The following is a 17423-nucleotide window of genomic DNA, read 5'->3' on the forward strand; positions in this document are numbered from 1 at the left end:
TGGAAGCCCCCGCGGAACCCAGCGTGGCGGGCGTCGCTGGCGGCTTTCCCGCATAATTCCTTCCTGACTTCGTGGAAGCTGCCGTGGACGATCGCCAATTGCTGGCCAAACTCGCTGCCGGTCGCCTGTCCGGCGACGCCCTGGCCCGTGAGCTGGGCCAGACCCGGGCGGCAATTTGGAAGCGCATTCAAGGGCTTAGGGCCGCCGGTGTGGACGTAGAGGGCCGCGCCGGCGAAGGCTATGGCCTGACCCGGGCGGTCGATCTGCTGGACCCGGACGCGATCCGCGCCGGCCTGCCGGCAGGGGTTCTGCCGCTGCTGCACGACCTGCAGGTGGCCTGGACGGTGGATTCGACCAACGCCGAATTGCTGCGTTGCAGCGCGCCCCAGCGCGGGGTCAGCGTCCTGCTGGCCGAACGCCAGACCGGTGGCCGCGGCCGTCGTGGCCGCACCTGGGCCTCGCCGCTGGCCGCGCATATCTACCTGTCGGTGCTGCGCCTGTACTCCGGTGGCCTCGGCCGCCTGGCCGGGCTGAGCCTGGTGGCCGGCATCGCCGTGGCCGAAGCGCTGCACGACCTGGGCTACACCCAGGCGCAGCTGAAGTGGCCCAACGACCTGATCGTCGATGGCAAGCGCAAGCTGGTTGGCCTGCTCGCTGAAGGTGGTGGCGAATACGCCGGCCCGGCGCGCGCGGTGATCGGCATCGGCATCAACACGCACATGCCGCCGTCGTTCGCCGAGCAGATCACCCAGCCGTGGGTGGACCTGGACACGCTGGCCGGCACGCCGGTGGACCGCAACGTGGTCGTTGCGGCCGTGCTGACGCGCCTGCTGCCGGCGCTGGAAGAATTCGATCGCGAAGGCCTCGCTCCGTTCCTGCCGCGCTACGCCGCCTTCGACATGCTGGCCGGCCGCGAAGTACGCGTGGAACTGGATGGGCAGTGGCAGCACGGTACCGCGCTAGGCCTGGCCGATGACGGCGCATTGCGCGTGCGCATCGATGGCCAGGAACGCCTGCTGCACGCCGGCGAAGTCAGCGTGAGGGCAGCATGAGCGATTGGTTGTTCGACCTGGGCAACTCGCGCTTCAAGTTCGCGCCGTTGCAGGGCGACCGCGCCGGTGACGTGCAGGCCTGGGCGCATGGCGCCGAAGGAATGGCCGGGCAGCCGCCGCACAGCCTGCCCAGTGGCCGCACCGCGTTCGTGGCCAGCGTGGCCGCCCCCTCGTTGACCAGCGCCATGCTGGACCAGCTGCAGCGCCGCTTTGAACACGTGCATGTCGTACGCACCAGCGCCGAATGCGCGGGCGTGCGCATTGCCTATGCCAAGCCGGAAAAGTTCGGCGTCGACCGCTTCCTGGCCCTGCTGGCTGCGGCCAAGGCGCAGCGCCCGGTGCTGGTGGTCGGCGTGGGCACCGCACTGACGATCGACCTGCTCGACGCCGATGGCCAGCACCACGGTGGCCGCATTTCTGCATCGCCCACCACCATGCGCGAAGCACTGCACGCGCGTGCGGTGCAGCTGCCGGCGACCGGCGGCGACTACAGCGAGTTCGCCAACGACACCGCCGACGCGCTGGCCTCTGGCTGCGACGGCGCGGCCGTGGCGCTGATCGAACGCAGCGCGCAGCAGGCGCACACGCTGCTGGGCGTGGCACCGTCGCTGCTGGTGCATGGTGGCGGCGCACCGGCGCTGATGCCGCTGCTGCCCGGCGCCGACTACCACCCCTCGCTGGTGCTGGATGGCCTCGCCCGCTGGGCGGTGCACCAGCCCGCAGGCTAGTATCCGCGCATGCTGACCCGTGCCCTGATCGTCGTACTGGCCATTCTCAATCTTGGCGTCGCCTGCTGGTGGCTGCTGCGCGATGCACCGCAACCGCCCGCGCCGCCGCCGCAACCGGCCGGTGTGGCCGAGCTGCGCTGGGTGCCCGGTGGTGTGGATGCCAATGCCGCAGCCGAAGCGACGGCCGCTGCGCCGACCGCGCCGCTGGTGGAACGCGAACCGGCCGCGAAGACGGCTGTGGCTGCGACGCCCGCGCCGGTGCCGGCCGTGCCGGCCAAGCCGGACATTCCCAAGCCGCAGACGGCTGACGCTGCGGCGGTTGCTGCCGCTGCCAAGCCGGTAGCGCCGCCTGCACCCGTACCGGCACCGGAAAAACCCGTAACCCCGCCCGCAGCCGCCGAGCCGCCGCGCTGCGTCGCACTGGGCCCGTTCGCCGACCGCGCCGCCGCGAGCAGCGCGCAGGGCAAGGCTGGCACGCTGCTCAGCCAGGTGCGCCTGCGCGAACAGCCCGCTGCCAGCGGCAGTGCCCGTTACCGGGTGATGCTGCCGGCCGCCGCCAACCGCGACGAAGCGCAGGCCACCGTGAAGCGCATCGTCGCCGCCGGCCTGAGCGACTACTACATCATCAGCCAGGGCGAGGAGGCCAACGCCGTGGCGCTGGGCCAGTACCGCAACCGCGAAGGCGCAGAGCGGCGCATGGCGGCGGTGCAGGCCGCCGGCTTCCAGCCGCGCCTGGTCGCCAGCGGCGACGCCGGCCAATGGTGGCTGGAAGGGCAGCTGGCGGCGGGCACGCAGCCGGCCCAGGCCCAGCAGCGCAGCGGGGCGGCACAGAGCCGGTCGCTGGAATGCACGCGGTTGCGCTAGAATCCCCGGACCGCGGCGCTGCCGCCGGTGCACCACCCATGCCGCTTTAGCTCAGTTGGTAGAGCAACTGTCTTGTAAACAGTAGGTCATCCGTTCGATTCGGATAAGCGGCACCATCTTCGATCCCTTGGCATCCGCACATGTCCACTGGGAACAATCAACCCGCTGCAATGGCGGGTTTTTTTGTGCGTTGCCGTTCTGGAAAGAATGTGGGTCTGCAGGCGTGTTCAACGCGACCTCGTAAGACTCCTTCTGAGTTGGCTGCAACGCTGGAGCATACGTTCGCCAGATTGCTCATTCATTTGAATGCGGCCATCGGCGAGAAGGGGATAGGTCTCGAGACGGACACGATAGGCTGCTTGCGAAGACAGCTGCACTGCAGCTTCGTCCGTACCGATGGCGGCTCCAGGCAGCGAATCCTCTCGAACAACGCCATTTACCTGAAGCTGTGCGCAGAGTCCGGCGTAGTAGGCGATGCGTTCATCAAGCGCCTGAGGGTGCCTTGTAGCATGACCTAGCGCATGGAATGTCTCGTGTGCGACCAGATCGACAAGGTTTGCAACTGTCCGTCCGCGGTCGTCATGTATCGAAGCCGCAAGTGCCAATGTCTTCCCACCCGAGAACGATCCCAAAGCACGCGACTGTATCGTCGCGGCGGTATCCGTTGGCGCGAGAAGAATCCGGTATCTGTTAGCCTTTGCTTCTATCCATGATTCGGAGAACTTCGCTGCTGCATCAATGCGCATGCAGGTATCGGCAACGTCAACCGGTGATCCTGCAGCCGTCAAGAGCAGGATTTCGTGCTGGGTGTTGGTGCAGTGAAACGATTCCAGAGCGGGCAGGTCCTTGCGCCCTGGAACAATGGAGAGAGACCGGAAGTAGCGGAATGGCCCGAGAGGCGTGGACACCAGCTCGGTATAGCCATCCGGAGGGATGCCTTGTGGCAATCCAATCGTTGTGGCGCAGCCTGCCAGGATGTAGGCGGCGAATGCGGCGAGTACGACTCCTTTCATCGCTTCTCCCAAAGGTGCGGGTGCTCAAGGTGCACCCGCATCTCCTGTTGTTTACTACATCTCCATGCACAAGTGCGGCGACGGGTGGTTGACGCAATCCCGTCCTTCGAACTCCAAGTAGTAGCTCGCCTTGGTAATGCCTTCCTGTTTGGCTTGCCCAGCGATAACCTGCGGACCATTTCCGTATGCCGAATGGAAGGGGAGTAGGTCGTAGCTCAAGGCATCGCCATTACCCACATTTGCGTATACCCAGGCATTCACCGCGTTAGGGTCCGCAACTCGGATCACAGTGCCTGTCCTGATCCATGAAAACGTCTGGGACGCGCTGATTACGCCGGTAGCGACGTTCTTTACCCGGAGTACCGCATTGCCCGTGGCAGGATACGGTATGGTTGATCCGGATGTATCCAGCTCAAACGTCGCGGCATCTGGGAGTGCGCTGAGCGAAGACAGCAGGGAGTTGTAAATGCCCTTCTTCCCACCGCCGTCCCCTTCCCAGATAACTTCCATGCCCGCCTTGCACTCTCCGCCACCCGCTTGTTTTCCGCTGCACTCGCCATAAGCCCGAACACTCTTCAGATTGCAACCTGTGAAAAGGAGTGCGCTTCCCAATGCGATAGTGGAGGCGGCCAATATGCTCTTGGAATTCATTCTCATGCTAGATCTCTCCTTGGTCTAGAAGGATGCGTGGTGCACCGTGGTTTCGAAGCCACGCGGAGCAGTTGACATGAGATCGACAGGGGTAGATGTGACTTCGGTCTTGGTATTGAGTATCCCTCGGTGTCGTCGAGTATCACCCTCGGTAATGAGTCGCGCGTGTGCGAGTGCAAGGAAACACTCCACAACGAAGTAGAATTCAGGCATTTGTGCAGATCTTCTCGCCAACTACCTCGTACCCACCTGCAACGCCACATACTCCGCCAGCCCCCGGCAGGCCAGCATCAGCCCTTCGCGCGTGCCGTCGCCGATGTCGTCCTTCTCTTCCCCGTCCACGCGCACGCGCTCGGTGGCGTGGTACAGCTCCAACAGCGACACCAAACCCACCGCGGCGCGGTCCCTGCGTGCGGCTGCCACGGCATGGCCGGGTGTGCTGGCCGGCCCTTGCCACGGCTGTCCGTCGGCGGCATCACCGGCGCGGATGCGCTGCAGGCAGCCGGGAAGATTGATCGGCGCGGGTGCCTCGTTCGCAGCGGCAAAAGCGGCTTCCAACGGCTGCGCCAGTTCGGGCGGCAGGCGCAGGGCGGCCTCGCCCAGGGTGGCGGTCAGGTACGGGTGGTGGGTTCTGGACATGCGGGCATCCTCGTCAGGAACAGAGGTGCCGCCACGGTAGGGTGGCGGGCGATGCGTGGCTTCCAAGACCGGGTCAACGAATCGGCGGGCACGAGGCCCCCACGCACCGCCCGCCGTCGATCGGCGAACGGATTGCCAGCCGGCGCCGCCCCTGAAAGGACGACGCCGGCTGGCAAGCGTATACATCGTTGACTACACGGGCTTGGAAGTCCCGGCCACCTGTGCAGGTGGCGATTCATCATGCGCACGCGAAATCACCGCCTGCCAGTCGTTTGTTTCGATGGCATCGGGTGATCTGAGAGAAAGAATGAATTATCGCGTTTGGCCTGTTTCGAGCAGTGCAATGCCAGAAGCGACATATCGCGCAGTGCCGTCATCATCGATGAATCCTGCTGTTCCACCGCTGCCGCGCGGCAGCGATGGCCCAAGAAGTAAAGCTGGCTTAACTGCCCTGGCGGCGTTGCAAGAACACCCTACCAGATGTGAATCCCAACGCGTTCCGTCCGGCTCTTGAGCGTCTTCATGGACAGCCAGCAAGGCCCTGCCGCGCGCAACAACGTCCACATACGGCGCCTGACGCCGGTTTGCCGAGATTCCGCGGCAGCGTGTCTGAGGCGGGGCAGGGCAGCGAGCAGTTACTGCTGGTTTACCGGGTCATTGCCCTTCTTGTAGGTGTACCCGGTGACGTCCCAGCCGCCGCCATGGCCGGAGGAGGGTTCCACCCAGGTGAACTCCCATGTCTGCAGGGAGCCATCGGGAAGCAGGTTTTCCACCCGGTAGATCTCACCGGGAATGCCCTGCTCCGGTAGCTTGCCGGGAATCGATCCGTCCGAGCGTGCAGACGCGCCCCCGACGGAGAACGCCCGCCGTTCCACGTGTACGTTGCCGTAGCCCTGCGGGGCGAACGTCGGCTTTACACGCTGCGCCACCCAGTCGAGCACCTGGCGTGCGCCTTGCGTGTGCATTGCAAACGCATCGGAGGTCACCGTATGCGTGATGCGCTGGGAAGACGCACGGGCATCTGGCGCAACCAGTCCGCCCAGGGCAATCGCCAATACTGCACATCCAGTAAGTGCATGTTTCATGCGCGTCGTTCTCCTTTGTTGGGGAATTGAAGAGGCACCGTTGGGGTGCCGGCGCAGTGTGGAGACAATGGCCGCCGTGGATAAGAGGCGATACCGACCTGGCTGTGAGGTCGGTCAAGAAAGGTCGGTTTCCTTACGGACCAGCGCTGGGATGTCTGACCGGGAACGCCAGCGTGACCCCGGTGTTCTGGATCACCGCCTGCTGCACCGCCGCGAGTGGTGTCACACAGCTCTGGCTAGACTGTGCTTCTTTTTCCCCACCGCAGGAGGCACCCATGGCCCATCCCATTTCCGTATCCCTGATTGGCGTTCCCACCGATGTCGGTGCGGGCCATCGCGGTGCACGGCTGGGGCCGGAAGCACTGCGCGTGGCGGGCCTGCCGGAGGCGCTGGAGGCGCGCGGCGTGGACGTGCGCGACCTGGGCAACCTGGATGGCCCGCGCAACCCGTGGACCGCGCCGGTGGAAGGCTACCGCCATCTGGATGAGGTGGTGGCGTGGAACCACGCACTGATGGAAGCCAGCTACGCCGAACTGCAGGCCGGGCGCATGCCGATCATGCTCGGCGGCGACCACTGCCTGGGCATCGGTTCGATCACCGCTGTCGCGCGCTGGTGCCGCGAGCAGGGCAAGACCCTGCGCGTGCTGTGGCTGGATGCGCATTCGGACTTCAACACCAGCGATGTGACCCCGTCGGGCAACATCCACGGCATGCCGGTGGCGTGCCTGTGTGGCCTCGGCCCGGACGCGCTGACCCGCCTGGGCGGCACGTCGCCGGCGATCACCCCGGCGCAGATGCACCAGATCGGCATCCGCTCGGTGGACCCGGAAGAGAAGCGCCTGATCAAGACCCACAAGGTCGATGTGTACGACATGCGCTACATCGACGAGAACGGCATGAAGCGCGCGGTTGAAGCGGCGCTGGCCGGCATCGACGAGAACACCCACCTGCATGTCAGCTTCGATGTGGACTTCCTCGACCCGAGCATCGCGCCGGGCGTGGGCACCACCGTGCCGGGCGGGGTGAACTACCGCGAGGCGCAGCTGGTGATGGAGATGATTGCCGACACCGGGCGCATGGGTTCGCTGGATATCGTCGAGCTCAACCCCTTGCTGGACAAGCAGAATGCCACCGCCGAACTGGCCGTGGACCTGGTGGAAAGCCTGTTTGGCAAGTCCACGCTGATGCGCGACTGAGCGCCCCTGCTGAACGGAATCTCGAACCGTTCACACCCGCTCCACGCCCCTGCCGCCAGATTGCACTTCACGCGGCGGCAGTGGGCATTGGTGCCCTCCCGCCGAGCGAAAGAATCCCATCCGCGAATGAAGCGGTATAGCGGCGAACCCAAGGAGAAGCCCATGAAGCGCGTAGTTGCCCTGATGCTGTTGTCGATGTTCTCGGTGGCCCTGCTGGCCGGTTGCAACACCATTGCCGGCGCCGGCAAGGACGTGCAGAAGGCGGGCGAAAAGGTTGAAGACACCGCCAAGGGCCGTTGAGCCCCGCACGCAACTGAAAGAGAAAAGGCCGGGGACATCCCCGGCCTTTTTTTGTGCGTGCGTTTCGCTGCGTCTGTCGAAGCGGAGTGAACCATTCAAGCACGTGAGCATGTATTTCATTGCCGGTTGACCGGCACTCAACAGCCGCTGCGCGAAGCTGGAGCCACGGTAAGAACGCCGTTGCAACCAAGGACTCCCAGCAATGAACAAAGACATCATTTCCGGCAAGTGGTCGCAGCTGAAGGGCAAGGCCCAGGCCAAGTGGGGCGATCTGACCAACGACGACTTCGATGTGGCCGAAGGCAATGCCGAATACCTGGCCGGCCGCCTGCAGGAACGTTATGGCTGGGCCAAGGACCGCGCGGAGAAGGAAGTACGTGAGTTCCAGGACGCGGTGAGCAAGGACTACCCGGACTACAAGTAAGCGCTTCGGTTTCCCCCACAGCACGACGCCCGCACCGAGAGGTTGCGGGCGTTGTGTTGTCTGGGCGGGGTGATCAGCGCGCCGGCGGGTCCGGCACGTAGCGGTTCGGGAAGGCCTGCGGCTCGCGCGGCAGGCGCGAGGGCGAATCCACCAGGATGCCGCGCGCACGCAGGTTGCGGGCGCTGTCGTAACGCAGCTGCAGGACCTGTGCGGGGCTGCGGCTGGCGCGTTCGAAGTCGGTGTCGCGCACCGAGGACTGCTCGCGTGCGCCATGGCCGGTACCCAGCGCCGGCGCCTGCGACTTGCTGGCGTAGCCCTCGATGCGGCTGGCGCTGGCATCGGCCGCCGCTTCCGCCGCCGGTGCCGGGGCCGGCAGCGGCGGGCCACGGCGCAGGATCGGCTCGGGCCGCCAGCGGCGCGCTTCCTCGAACACGGCCACGCCCACCACACCGATGTTGTCCGGGCGGCCGGTGCGGCTGGCATAGCTGCCGCTGGGGCTGCTGAACACGAACTGCGCTACTTCGTCCTGGCTCTTGCGCCAGCCGGTGATGTCGGCGCGCTGGCCGGGATTGAGCACATAGCCGGTCTGCGAGGGATCGGCATCTTCGCCGGAGATGGCGTTGACGCCGTCCACCGACAGCACCACCAGCACCCGGCGCGGGCTGTCGTTGTACAGGCGCACGGCATAGCGGTGGCCGCGCTCGCCGGCCACCCAGCGCTGGCCTTCGGCCGGGTAGCTGCGCAGTTCGGTACCGCGGTCGCGGTCGACCAGGGCCATGCGCACGGGGCCGCCCTCGTACACCGGCGGCGGCATCGGAGCCGGGCGGAAGCCGGCCAGGGGCAGGATCAGCAGCAGGGGCAGCAGGCGTTTCATCGGGCGTCTCCAGCGGGGTTGCGTGAATGAACGCGCCGCAGGCCCTGACGGGGTTGGTGGCGTGCAAGGTAAACTGGCCCCGTTCATCGAAGGTTACCCCACGCAGTCATGACGACCCGAGTCCTTACCGGCATCACCCCCTCCGGCACGCCCCACCTGGGCAACTACGTTGGCGCCATCCGTCCGGCCATCGCGGCCAGCCGCGCGCCGGGGATCGAGAGCTTCTTCTTCCTGGCCGACCTGCACAGCCTGATCAAGTCGCAGGACCCGCAGCGCACCCAGCGCGCGACCCTGGAGATCGCGGCCAGCTGGCTGGCCTGCGGCCTGGACCCGGAACACGTGTGGTTCTACCGCCAGAGCGACATCCGCGAGACCACCGAGCTGATGTGGTTCCTGACCGCCATCGCCAGCAAGGGCATCCTCAACCGCGCGCATGCCTACAAGGCGGCGGTGGACAAGAACCGCGAGGAAGGCGTGGACGAGGATGCAGGCGTCAGCGCCGGCCTGTTCATGTACCCGGTGCTGATGGCCGCCGACATCCTGATCTTCAAGGCCAACCAGGTACCGGTCGGCCGTGACCAGATCCAGCACATCGAGATGGCGCGCGATTTCGCCCAGCGCTTCAACCACGTGTACGGCAAGGAGTACTTCCCCCTGCCGGACGTGGTGATCGACGAGCAGGTGGCGACGCTGGCGGGCCTGGATGGCCGCAAGATGAGCAAGAGCTACCACAACACCATTCCGCTGTTCGTGCCGCGCGAGGAGCTGAAGAAGCTGGTGTTCTCGATCCTGACCGACTCGCGCGCACCGGGCGAGCCGAAGGACACCGAAGGCTCGGCACTGTTCCAGATGTACCAGGCGTTCGCCACGCCGGAACAGACGGCGGAGTTCGCCAAGGCGTTCGCCGCTGGCATCAGCTGGGGCGATGCCAAGCAGCAGCTGTTCGAGCGCATCGACAGCGAGCTGTCGCCGCTGCGCGAGCGCTACAACGCGCTGATGGCCGAGCCGGAAAAGATTGAAGCGCTGCTCAAGCGCCGTGGCCAGCAGCTGCGCGAGCAGCTGGCGGCCCCGCTGCTGGACGAGCTGCGCCATGCGGTGGGCCTGCGTGACCTGTCCACTGCGGGCGACATCGCCAGCGAGGACGCCGGTGTGGCCCGCGTGGCACCGCCGCTGTTCAAGCAGTATCGCGAGAAGGACGGCCGTTTCTACTTCAAGCTGACCGCCGGTGACGGCACGCTGCTGATCCAGAGCGAAGGCTTCGATTCGCCGCGTGACGCCGGCCAGTTGATCGCGGTGATCAAGCAGGCCGAGCAGGGCGACCAGCTGCAGAGCGAGCTGTTCAAGCTGGAGGCCGAGGTGGACGTGGTGCTGGCCGCCCTGGCCGTGCTGCGCGCCGAGTAAAGGTAGTGCCGGCCGCTGGCCGGCATTTGCATAGGAAACGCCGGCCAGCGGCCGACACGACCGCGGCACAGCGCCCATGGCATGATGTCCGCGCGCCTCCGGCGCGATGACATGGAGTCTGCGATGGCCTGGTTGTCGCTGCTGCTGTTCCTGCCCTGGTTCCTGCTGCTGGGCAGCCTGTACTGGCTGTTCCCGCGCCAGCCGCGCACCGCGCGGCGGCGCCTGTTCGATGGCACCACCCTGCTACTGGCGTTTGCGCTGAGCATCGTGTCGATGCTGTGGGGCTACCGCATCGGCGTGGTGCAGCCCGGCGCCGGCCCGATCTGGCCGCAGGTGCTGGCGGTGCTGTATGCCTATGGCGCGTTCCTGGCGGTGCTGGTCCTGGCGTTGCTGCTGCGGCCGCGGTTCGCATTGCGCTCCGGCTGATCGGTAGTGCCGGCCGCTGGCCGGCACATGCTTTCTCCCGGCTATCCCGAGGTTGCCGGCCAGCGGCCGGCACTACCCGACCAAAGCCGCATCGAATCCGGGCCGCCTGCGCGCCTACCATGGGGGTCTGTTCCCGATCCTGCCAGGTGCGTGCCGATGACCGCCGACCCCAGCATCCACACCATCGATACCGGCTTCCAGCGTCCCGATTTCGACGCGGCCTACCTGATCGTTGAGAACGGCCGCGCGGCCTTCGTCGACTGCGGCACCGGGCTGTCGGTGCCGGCGATGCTGCAGGCGCTGGCAGACGCCGGCCTGGGCGTGGAAGCGGTGGACTGGCTGCTGCTCACCCACGTGCACCTGGACCACGCCGGCGGCGCAGGCCTGCTGATGCAGCAGCTGCCGAATGCGAAGGCGGTGCTGCACCCGCGCGGTGCGCCGCACATGATCGACCCGACCCGGCTGATCGCCGGTGCGACGGCGGTGTATGGCGCCGAAGAGATCACGCGTAGCTATGGCCGCATCGAACCGATTCCCGAACAGCGCGTAGTGGTGGCCGAAGACGGCCACCGCATCGATCTGGCCGGCCGCGAGCTGGTGCTGCTGCACACGCCGGGTCATGCGCTGCACCACTATTGCGTGTGGGATGCGCGCAGCGGCGCCTGGTTCACCGGCGATACGTTCGGCATCTCCTACCGCGAGCTGGACAGCGCGCAGGGCGCTTTCATCTTCCCGACCTCCTCGCCGGTGCAGTTCGACCCGGAGGCGATGAAGGCCTCGATCCGGCGGATGCTGGGCTACGCGCCGCAGGCGATGTACCTGACCCACTATGGGCGCGTGGAGCAGGTGGAAAAACTGGCAGGGGACCTGTTCGAGCAGATCGATGCGATGGCCGCCATCGGCCGCCAGTGCGATGGCCGTCCGGACCGCCACCGTTGTCTGTTGGCCGCACTGCAGGCGCTGTACCTGGAACGTGCACAGCTGCATGGTTGTGCGCTGGACGAGGCGGCAGTGACCGCCGTGCTGGCGATGGACATCGAGCTCAACGCACAGGGCCTGGCCTGCTGGCTGGACCGCATCAGCAGGTAGATCCACGCCATGCGCGGATGACGCAGGCCCAGGCCGCGCCGTGATGTCACGACCACGTTACACTCTGGTGACTTCCAAGCTAGCCGTGGTACTGCCGTGAATCCGATGCGCGTGTTGCTGCTGTCGTCCTGCCTGTTCGTCGGTGGCCTGGCCCATGCGGCCAACGACCTGCCGGGCGGCGGCATCGATCCGCAGGCACTGTCGCGCCATGTGCGCGTGCTGGCGTCGGATGAATTCGAGGGCCGCGCGCCGGCCACCGAGGGCGAAGAGCGCACGGTGCAGTACCTGATTGAGCAGTTCCGCAGCTATGGCCTGCAGCCGGGCGGCGTGGACGGCAGCTGGGTGCAGCCGGTGCCGCTGGTGCGCGCGCAGCTGGACGGCGCGGCCAAGGCCAGCCTGTCGCTGAAGCAGGGCAAGCGTGCGCTGGCCAATGGCGTGGACGTGACCCTGCAGAGCCTGCAGCCGCGCAAGCGCGTGCAGATCAAGGACGCGCCGCTGGTGTTCGTCGGCTACGGCATCGACGCGCCGGAACGCCACTGGAACGACTACAAGGACGTGGACCTGCACGGCAAGATCGCCGTGGTACTGATCAATGATGCCGATTTCGAAGCCGATGCACCGGGCGCGTTCGACGGCAAGGCGGTGACCTACTACGGCCGCTGGACCTACAAGTTCGAGGAAGCCGCACGCCGTGGCGCCGAAGGCGTGCTGATCGTGCACGAGACCGCGCCGGCCGCCTATGGCTGGGCCACGGTGAAGAGCTCGGGTACTTCGCCGCTGTTCGACATCGAGCGCGGCCAGGCCGAGGCGATGGCGCAGCACACGCCGCTGCGTGGCTGGATGCAGCGCGAGCTGGCCGAGGCGATCTTCGCCGACGCCGGCCTCGACTTCGATGCGGAGAAGCGCAAGGCGATGCGCGCCGACTTCCGCCCGGTGACGCTGGACAACGCCAAGCTGAGCGTAGATTTCGCGCTGAAGCGCGAGCAGGTGGTGACCCGCAACGTGGTGGCCAAGCTGCCCGGTGGCGAGCATGGCGACGAGGCGGTGATCTTCTCCGCGCACTGGGATGCGTTCGGTATCGGCCAGCCCGACGCCAAGGGTGACCGCATCCGCCGCGGCGCGATCGACAACGCCACCGGCGTGGCCACGGTGCTGGAACTGGGCCGGGTGTTCGCCGCCGGTCCGCAGCCGCAGCGCACGCTGTACTTCGTGGCGCTGACCGCCGAAGAGAAGGGCCTGCTGGGTGCCAGCTACTACGCCGCCCACCCGCTGGCGCCGTTGGACAAGACCGCCGCGGTGCTGAACATCGAGATGTTCAGCCCGGATGGCCCGACCCGCGACATCGCGTCGTGGGGCAAGGGCCGGGTCTCGCTGGAAGGCGACCTGGAACGCGTGGCCAAGGCCCGTGGCCGCAGCTACAGCCCGGACCCGAACCTGGAAGCTGGCTTCTTCTACCGCGCCGACCATTTCGCCTTCGCCCGCCTGGGCGTGCCGGCGATCACCATCGGCCCGGGCCTGGACAAGCTGGACGGTGGGGTTGAAGCCGGCCGCGCGCTGCGCGAGAAGTACTTCGCTGACTGCTACCACCAGGCCTGCGATGCGTGGACGCCGAGCTGGGACCCGAGTGGCCACGCCGCCGACACCCTGCTGGTCTACGACCTTGGCGCCGAGCTGGCCAACAGCCGCCGCTGGCCGACGTGGGAAAAGGAATCGGAGTTCCGCGGCGCGCGTGACAAGAGCGAAGCGGCCCGCCGTTGAGGTAGTGCCGGCCGCTGGCCGGCAACGCCCTGCTCTTTCCGAAGGTTCATGAGGTTGCCGGCCAGCGGCCGGCACTACCGTCGCTGGCGCAGCAGCTTCCACGCGCCCCAGCCACTGGCGGCGAGCGCGGCCAGATAGCAGGCCACCATCGTGCGCAGTCCCACCGGCGGCCCTGCATTGATGCCGCGATGCAGGCGCAGTTGCAGCGAGCTGTGGCCGCTGCCCAGGTCTACCGCCAGTTGAAGCACCAGCGCGACGCAGAACACCAGCAGGGCAACCCCGAACCCGATGCGCGGCCACGCGGCCTGCGCGTTGGGGCGGCGCAGCAGCCAGGCCAGTGCCGTGGCTGCGGCCAGCGTCGCCGCGATCCACATCAGCGGCGAGGCGGGAGACGCAGCGGCCACCGGCATTGCACCGGTGGCCGCGATCATGACGACGCGCTTACTTGCGGGTGCCGTCGAGCCAGTTCGGGCCCTTGTTGGTGAGGAAGAACACATAGACCACCAACGATACCGCGATCGTCGCGGTCACGTAGATGGCGAACCAGTCGACGTGGCCGGTCTTCAGCGCGCCCTGGTACAGCAGCGGGGCGGTGCCGCCGAACAGCGAGTTGGCCAGCGCATAGCCCAGGCCCACGCCCAGTGCACGCACGTGGGTGGGGAACAGTTCGGCCTTCACCACCGCGTTGATGGAGGTGTAACCGGTGAGGATGACGAACGCCATGGCCAGGGTCAGGAAGGCCAGGGTGGCGTCATGCTGGTGCGGCAGCTGGGTGATCAGGTACCAGCTGTACAGCACGCCGCCGACGCCGAAGAACACCAGCAGGGTCTTGCGGCCGATGATGTCCGACAGCCAGCCACCGACCGGCTGCAGCACCATCAGGAAGGCCAGCACGCCCAGGTTGATCAGGGTGCCGGTCATCGGGTCGTTGCCGGCGAAGGCGCTCTGGATCATCTTCGGGCCGTTCACCGAGTAGGTGTAGAAGGCCACGGTGCCGCCCGCGGTGATCAGGAAGCACAGCAGCAGCGGCCGCCACTGGTGCACGAACAGTTCGTACATCGAGCCGGACTTCTGTGCCTTGCCTTCGCGCGCGGCCTCGATCGACGACTCCGACAGCGATTCGTCCATGCCCCGGCGCAGCCAGAACACCACCACCGCGGCGATGCCGCCGATGCCGAAGGCGATGCGCCAGCCCCACTCGGAGATTTCCGGCTTGCCCCAGAAGGTCAGCATCAGCAGCAGGGTCAGCTGGGCCAGCACATGGCCGCCGACCAGGGTGACGTAGTGGAAGGACGACAGGAAGCCGCGGCGGCCGGGAATGGCGGCTTCGGACATGTAGGTCGCGCTGGCACCATATTCGCCACCGGTGGCGAAGCCCTGCAGCAGGCGTGCGAACAGCAGGATGACGGCGGCCCAGATGCCGATGCTGGCGGCGGTGGGGGTGATGGCGATCAGGAACGAACACAGCGCCATCAGCGTGACCGACACGGTCAGTGCCAGGCGGCGGCCATGGCGGTCGGCGAAGCGGCCGAAGAACCAGGCGCCGATCGGGCGCATCAGGAAGGTCGCCGCGAAGATCGCCCACACGTACATCGTGGAGTTCTTGTCGTCGGGCGAGAAGAACTGCGATTCGAAGTACACGGCGAACACCGAGTACACGTAGACGTCGTACCACTCCACCAGGTTGCCGGCGGAGCCTTTGAGGGTATTGGAGATCGACCGCCGCAGGGCGGCGCGGTCGTTCGCGGGTACGGCGGGTTGGGACGTGGTGCTCATCTGGGTGGGAATCCTCGATGCGGCGCGTCCGTGCGCAGGGAAAACGGCGCCCGGCCTTGGGGCGGCGCGGCCGGGCAGCCCTCTTGGTACTGCATCGACCGTCAACACGGGGTAGCAGACCAGAGCAGGGTGCATGGATGGATGACAGCGTGCCACCGTCTGGGGTCACGGACCATACTCAAAACGTCCTAGAATCCGCCTTCCCCCGGCTCCCTGGTGTGTCATGTCGGCTCCCCCTTCTTCGTCTGCGGCTGCCCCCCGGGGTGGCCTTGTCGCGCTGGCACTGCTGCTGGTCTACGTGGTCTGGGGTTCGACCTACCTGGGCATCGCCAAGGCCCTGCACGGCGGCGCACTGCCGCTGACGATGGTCTCCGGCAGCCGCTTCATCATTGCCGGCGGGGTGATGTTCGCGGCGCTGCGGCTGTTCTGGAAGATGCCAAATCCGACCCTGCGGCAGTGGCGCAACCTGGTGGTGATGGGCGTGACCATGCTGGTGCTGGGCAACGGCATGGTGGTGCTGGCCGAGCGCGAGGTGTCTTCGGGCCTGGCCGCTACGGCGGTGGCCTCGGTGCCGCTGTGGATGGCGCTGTTCTCGGCACTGCGCGGGCAGCATGCCAGCCGCGGTGAGTGGCTGGGCATCGCCATCGGCTTCCTGGGCGTGGTCTGGCTCAACGCCGGCAGCAGCCTGACCGCCTCGCCGACCGGGCTGGTGCTGCTGCTGATCGCGCCGATCGGCTGGGCGTTCGGTTCGGTGTGGGCACGCGGGCTGGACCTGCCGGGCCCGTTCATGACCGCGGCCGGGCAGATGATCTGCGGCGGCGTGCTGCTGGTGCTGATCGGCCTGGCGGTCGGCGAGCGCCCGACCACGCTGCCGGACACCGGCGGCCTGCTGGCGATGGCCTACCTGTGCGTGTTCGGCTCCATCGTCGCGTTCACCGCCTACGTGTGGCTGCTGCAGAACGTGCGCCCGGCGCTGGCCGGCAGCTATGCGTACGTCAATCCGGTGATCGCGGTGCTGCTCGGCGCGCTGCTCAACGGTGAACGATTCGGCTGGCGCGACCTGCTGGCGATGGCGGTGATTCTTCTGGGTGTGGTGGTGCTGACGATGGCAAGGACGAGAAAGAAATGAGCATGGACGAGAAAGAACAACGCCGGGGCCTGCTGGTCACCGCGTCCACCTTCGTGATCTGGGGCCTGGTGCCGGTGTACTGGCATCTGCTCAACGAGGTGCCTTCGTTCCAGATCATCGCCCACCGCATCATCTGGAGCACCGTGCTGGTGCTGGGCTGGCTGCTGATCAGCTCGCGCCTGGGCTGGTGGCAGAAGATCGCCGCGCAGCCGCGCGCGCTGCCGATCCTGCTGGTGTCGAGCCTGACCATCGCCTTCAACTGGGGCCTGTACATCTGGGCGGTCAACGCCGGCCATGTCATCGAGACCAGCCTGGGCTACTTCATCAACCCGCTGGTGAACGTGCTGCTGGGCGTGCTGGTGCTGAAGGAACGCCTGCGCCGGCTGCAGTGGGTGGCGGTGGCGATGGCGGCGGTGGGCGTGGCCTGGCTGACCATCGATGCCGGCACACCGCCGTGGATCGCGCTGGGCCTGGCCTGTTCGTTCGGCCTGTATGGCCTGCTGCGCAAGCTGGTTTCGGTCGACCCGGTGGCCGGCCTGGGCGTGGAAAGCATGTACCTGTTCCTGCCGGCGCTGGCCTTCGCGATCTGGGCCGAGAACGGCCATGGCGGTGCGTTCTTCCATGGCTGGGGCTGGCGCAACGACCTGCTGCTGATCTTCGGCGGCGCCGTCACCGCCGTGCCGCTGATCGGCTTCGCCTACGGCGTGAAGCGCATTCCGCTGTCGCTGGTCGGCATCCTGCAGTACATCGCGCCGAGCCTGCAGCTGCTGCTGGGCGTGTTCTTCTTCCACGAAGCGTTCGACACCGCCAAGGCGATCGGCTTTGCCGCGATCTGGGCCGGCCTGGTGCTGTTTGTCGGCGACAACATCCGCACGATGCGCGCCGCGAGGCGCTGACCGGGGCGGGGTCGCATGGAACGGGGTCAGGGCCCTTCGCGGGGCGAAGGGATCCGACCCCGCTTCCCGAAAAAAAGAACGGCGCCCCGAGGGGCGCCGTTCTGCTTCCATCCACGGCCAGG

At 66.9% G+C, this 17423-nt stretch carries 19 protein-coding genes and 1 tRNA gene; 13 read left to right on the forward strand and 7 right to left on the reverse strand.

Annotation, left to right across the window (positions count from 1 at the left end):
* Nucleotides 1-83 precede the first annotated feature (83 nt).
* The 4 genes from birA (at nt 84) to ACZK1G_RS01505 (ending at nt 2760) form a co-directional block, all read left to right on the forward strand.
* Nucleotides 84-1052, forward strand: a complete 969-nt coding sequence (birA, locus tag ACZK1G_RS01490) for a bifunctional biotin--[acetyl-CoA-carboxylase] ligase/biotin operon repressor BirA (RefSeq protein ID WP_049447244.1) — start codon at nt 84-86, stop codon at nt 1050-1052.
* Nucleotides 1049-1780: a type III pantothenate kinase gene (locus tag ACZK1G_RS01495; RefSeq protein ID WP_049435511.1), complete on the forward strand. Its 732-nt coding sequence runs from the start codon at nt 1049-1051 to the stop codon at nt 1778-1780. The genes birA and ACZK1G_RS01495 overlap by 4 nt, the downstream gene beginning before the upstream one ends.
* A 9-nt stretch (nt 1781-1789) precedes the next feature.
* Nucleotides 1790-2644: an SPOR domain-containing protein gene (locus ACZK1G_RS01500; RefSeq protein ID WP_101764763.1), complete on the forward strand. Its 855-nt coding sequence runs from the start codon at nt 1790-1792 to the stop codon at nt 2642-2644.
* A 40-nt stretch (nt 2645-2684) separates the two neighbouring features.
* A tRNA-Thr gene (locus ACZK1G_RS01505) sits at nt 2685-2760 on the forward strand.
* Between the two features lie 111 nt (nt 2761-2871).
* Here the strand turns inward: ACZK1G_RS01505 and ACZK1G_RS01510 are convergent.
* From ACZK1G_RS01510 to ACZK1G_RS01525, 4 genes are all read right to left on the reverse strand, one after another.
* The gene (locus ACZK1G_RS01510; RefSeq protein ID WP_152682166.1) at nt 2872-3657 is read right to left on the reverse strand and encodes a hypothetical protein; all 786 of its coding nucleotides are present in this window, start codon (nt 3655-3657) and stop codon (nt 2872-2874) included.
* Nucleotides 3658-3711: 54 nt separating this feature from the next.
* Nucleotides 3712-4314: a hypothetical protein gene (locus ACZK1G_RS01515; RefSeq protein WP_147416459.1), complete on the reverse strand. Its 603-nt coding sequence runs from the start codon at nt 4312-4314 to the stop codon at nt 3712-3714.
* Between the two features lie 228 nt (nt 4315-4542).
* A complete protein-coding gene (locus ACZK1G_RS01520; RefSeq protein ID WP_049447207.1) occupies nt 4543-4947 on the reverse strand; it encodes a hypothetical protein in 405 nt (134 codons plus the stop codon).
* Nucleotides 4948-5582: 635 nt separating this feature from the next.
* A complete protein-coding gene (locus ACZK1G_RS01525; protein ID WP_233490824.1) occupies nt 5583-6002 on the reverse strand; it encodes a hypothetical protein in 420 nt (139 codons plus the stop codon).
* A 305-nt stretch (nt 6003-6307) separates the two neighbouring features.
* Here ACZK1G_RS01525 and rocF point away from each other — a divergent pair, with 305 nt between their 5' ends.
* The 3 genes from rocF to ACZK1G_RS01540 all read left to right on the forward strand — a co-directional run bounded on the left by rocF (nt 6308) and on the right by ACZK1G_RS01540 (nt 7952).
* Nucleotides 6308-7228, forward strand: a complete 921-nt coding sequence (rocF, locus tag ACZK1G_RS01530) for an arginase (RefSeq protein ID WP_004153767.1) — start codon at nt 6308-6310, stop codon at nt 7226-7228.
* A 162-nt stretch (nt 7229-7390) separates the two neighbouring features.
* Nucleotides 7391-7528, forward strand: a complete 138-nt coding sequence (locus ACZK1G_RS01535; RefSeq protein WP_008266021.1) for an entericidin A/B family lipoprotein — start codon at nt 7391-7393, stop codon at nt 7526-7528.
* 202 nt (nt 7529-7730) lie between these two features.
* Nucleotides 7731-7952, forward strand: coding sequence for a CsbD family protein (locus ACZK1G_RS01540; RefSeq protein WP_004153772.1), 222 nt, complete (start codon nt 7731-7733; stop codon nt 7950-7952).
* 73 nt (nt 7953-8025) lie between these two features.
* On the opposite strand, the gene ACZK1G_RS01545 is transcribed toward ACZK1G_RS01540, so the two are convergent.
* Complete coding sequence (locus tag ACZK1G_RS01545) at nt 8026-8826, reverse strand: hypothetical protein (RefSeq protein WP_049447202.1); 801 nt, start codon at nt 8824-8826, stop codon at nt 8026-8028.
* A 108-nt stretch (nt 8827-8934) separates the two neighbouring features.
* Between ACZK1G_RS01545 and ACZK1G_RS01550 the strand changes: the two genes are divergently transcribed.
* The 4 genes from ACZK1G_RS01550 (at nt 8935) to ACZK1G_RS01565 (ending at nt 13500) form a co-directional block, all read left to right on the forward strand.
* A complete protein-coding gene (locus ACZK1G_RS01550) occupies nt 8935-10227 on the forward strand; it encodes a tryptophan--tRNA ligase (RefSeq protein WP_101764766.1) in 1293 nt (430 codons plus the stop codon).
* Between the two features lie 123 nt (nt 10228-10350).
* Nucleotides 10351-10653 carry a hypothetical protein gene (locus ACZK1G_RS01555; RefSeq protein WP_101764767.1) on the forward strand — a complete coding sequence of 101 codons (303 nt, stop codon included), beginning with the start codon at nt 10351-10353 and terminating at the stop codon, nt 10651-10653.
* Nucleotides 10654-10809: 156 nt separating this feature from the next.
* A complete protein-coding gene (locus ACZK1G_RS01560) occupies nt 10810-11742 on the forward strand; it encodes an MBL fold metallo-hydrolase (protein WP_049444549.1) in 933 nt (310 codons plus the stop codon).
* A gap of 105 nt (nt 11743-11847) precedes the next feature.
* A complete protein-coding gene (locus ACZK1G_RS01565; RefSeq protein ID WP_101764768.1) occupies nt 11848-13500 on the forward strand; it encodes a M28 family metallopeptidase in 1653 nt (550 codons plus the stop codon).
* A 74-nt stretch (nt 13501-13574) separates the two neighbouring features.
* Here ACZK1G_RS01565 and ACZK1G_RS01570 read toward each other — a convergent pair whose 3' ends face one another.
* Nucleotides 13575-13931, reverse strand: coding sequence for a hypothetical protein (locus ACZK1G_RS01570; RefSeq protein ID WP_233490825.1), 357 nt, complete (start codon nt 13929-13931; stop codon nt 13575-13577).
* Nucleotides 13932-13941: 10 nt separating this feature from the next.
* Complete coding sequence (locus tag ACZK1G_RS01575; protein ID WP_010486964.1) at nt 13942-15276, reverse strand: MFS transporter; 1335 nt, start codon at nt 15274-15276, stop codon at nt 13942-13944.
* A 223-nt stretch (nt 15277-15499) separates the two neighbouring features.
* Here ACZK1G_RS01575 and yedA point away from each other — a divergent pair, with 223 nt between their 5' ends.
* Together yedA and rarD are read left to right on the forward strand one after the other, a co-directional pair.
* Nucleotides 15500-16405: a drug/metabolite exporter YedA gene (gene yedA / locus ACZK1G_RS01580; RefSeq protein ID WP_119007296.1), complete on the forward strand. Its 906-nt coding sequence runs from the start codon at nt 15500-15502 to the stop codon at nt 16403-16405.
* Entirely contained in the window at nt 16402-17301 is a 900-nt protein-coding gene (rarD, locus tag ACZK1G_RS01585) for an EamA family transporter RarD (protein WP_014035667.1), read from the forward strand. Before yedA ends, rarD begins: the two co-directional genes overlap by 4 nt.
* The last annotated feature ends 122 nt before the right edge of the window (nt 17302-17423 follow it).

Source organism: Stenotrophomonas sp. 109824_Sma, from assembly GCF_056480025.1.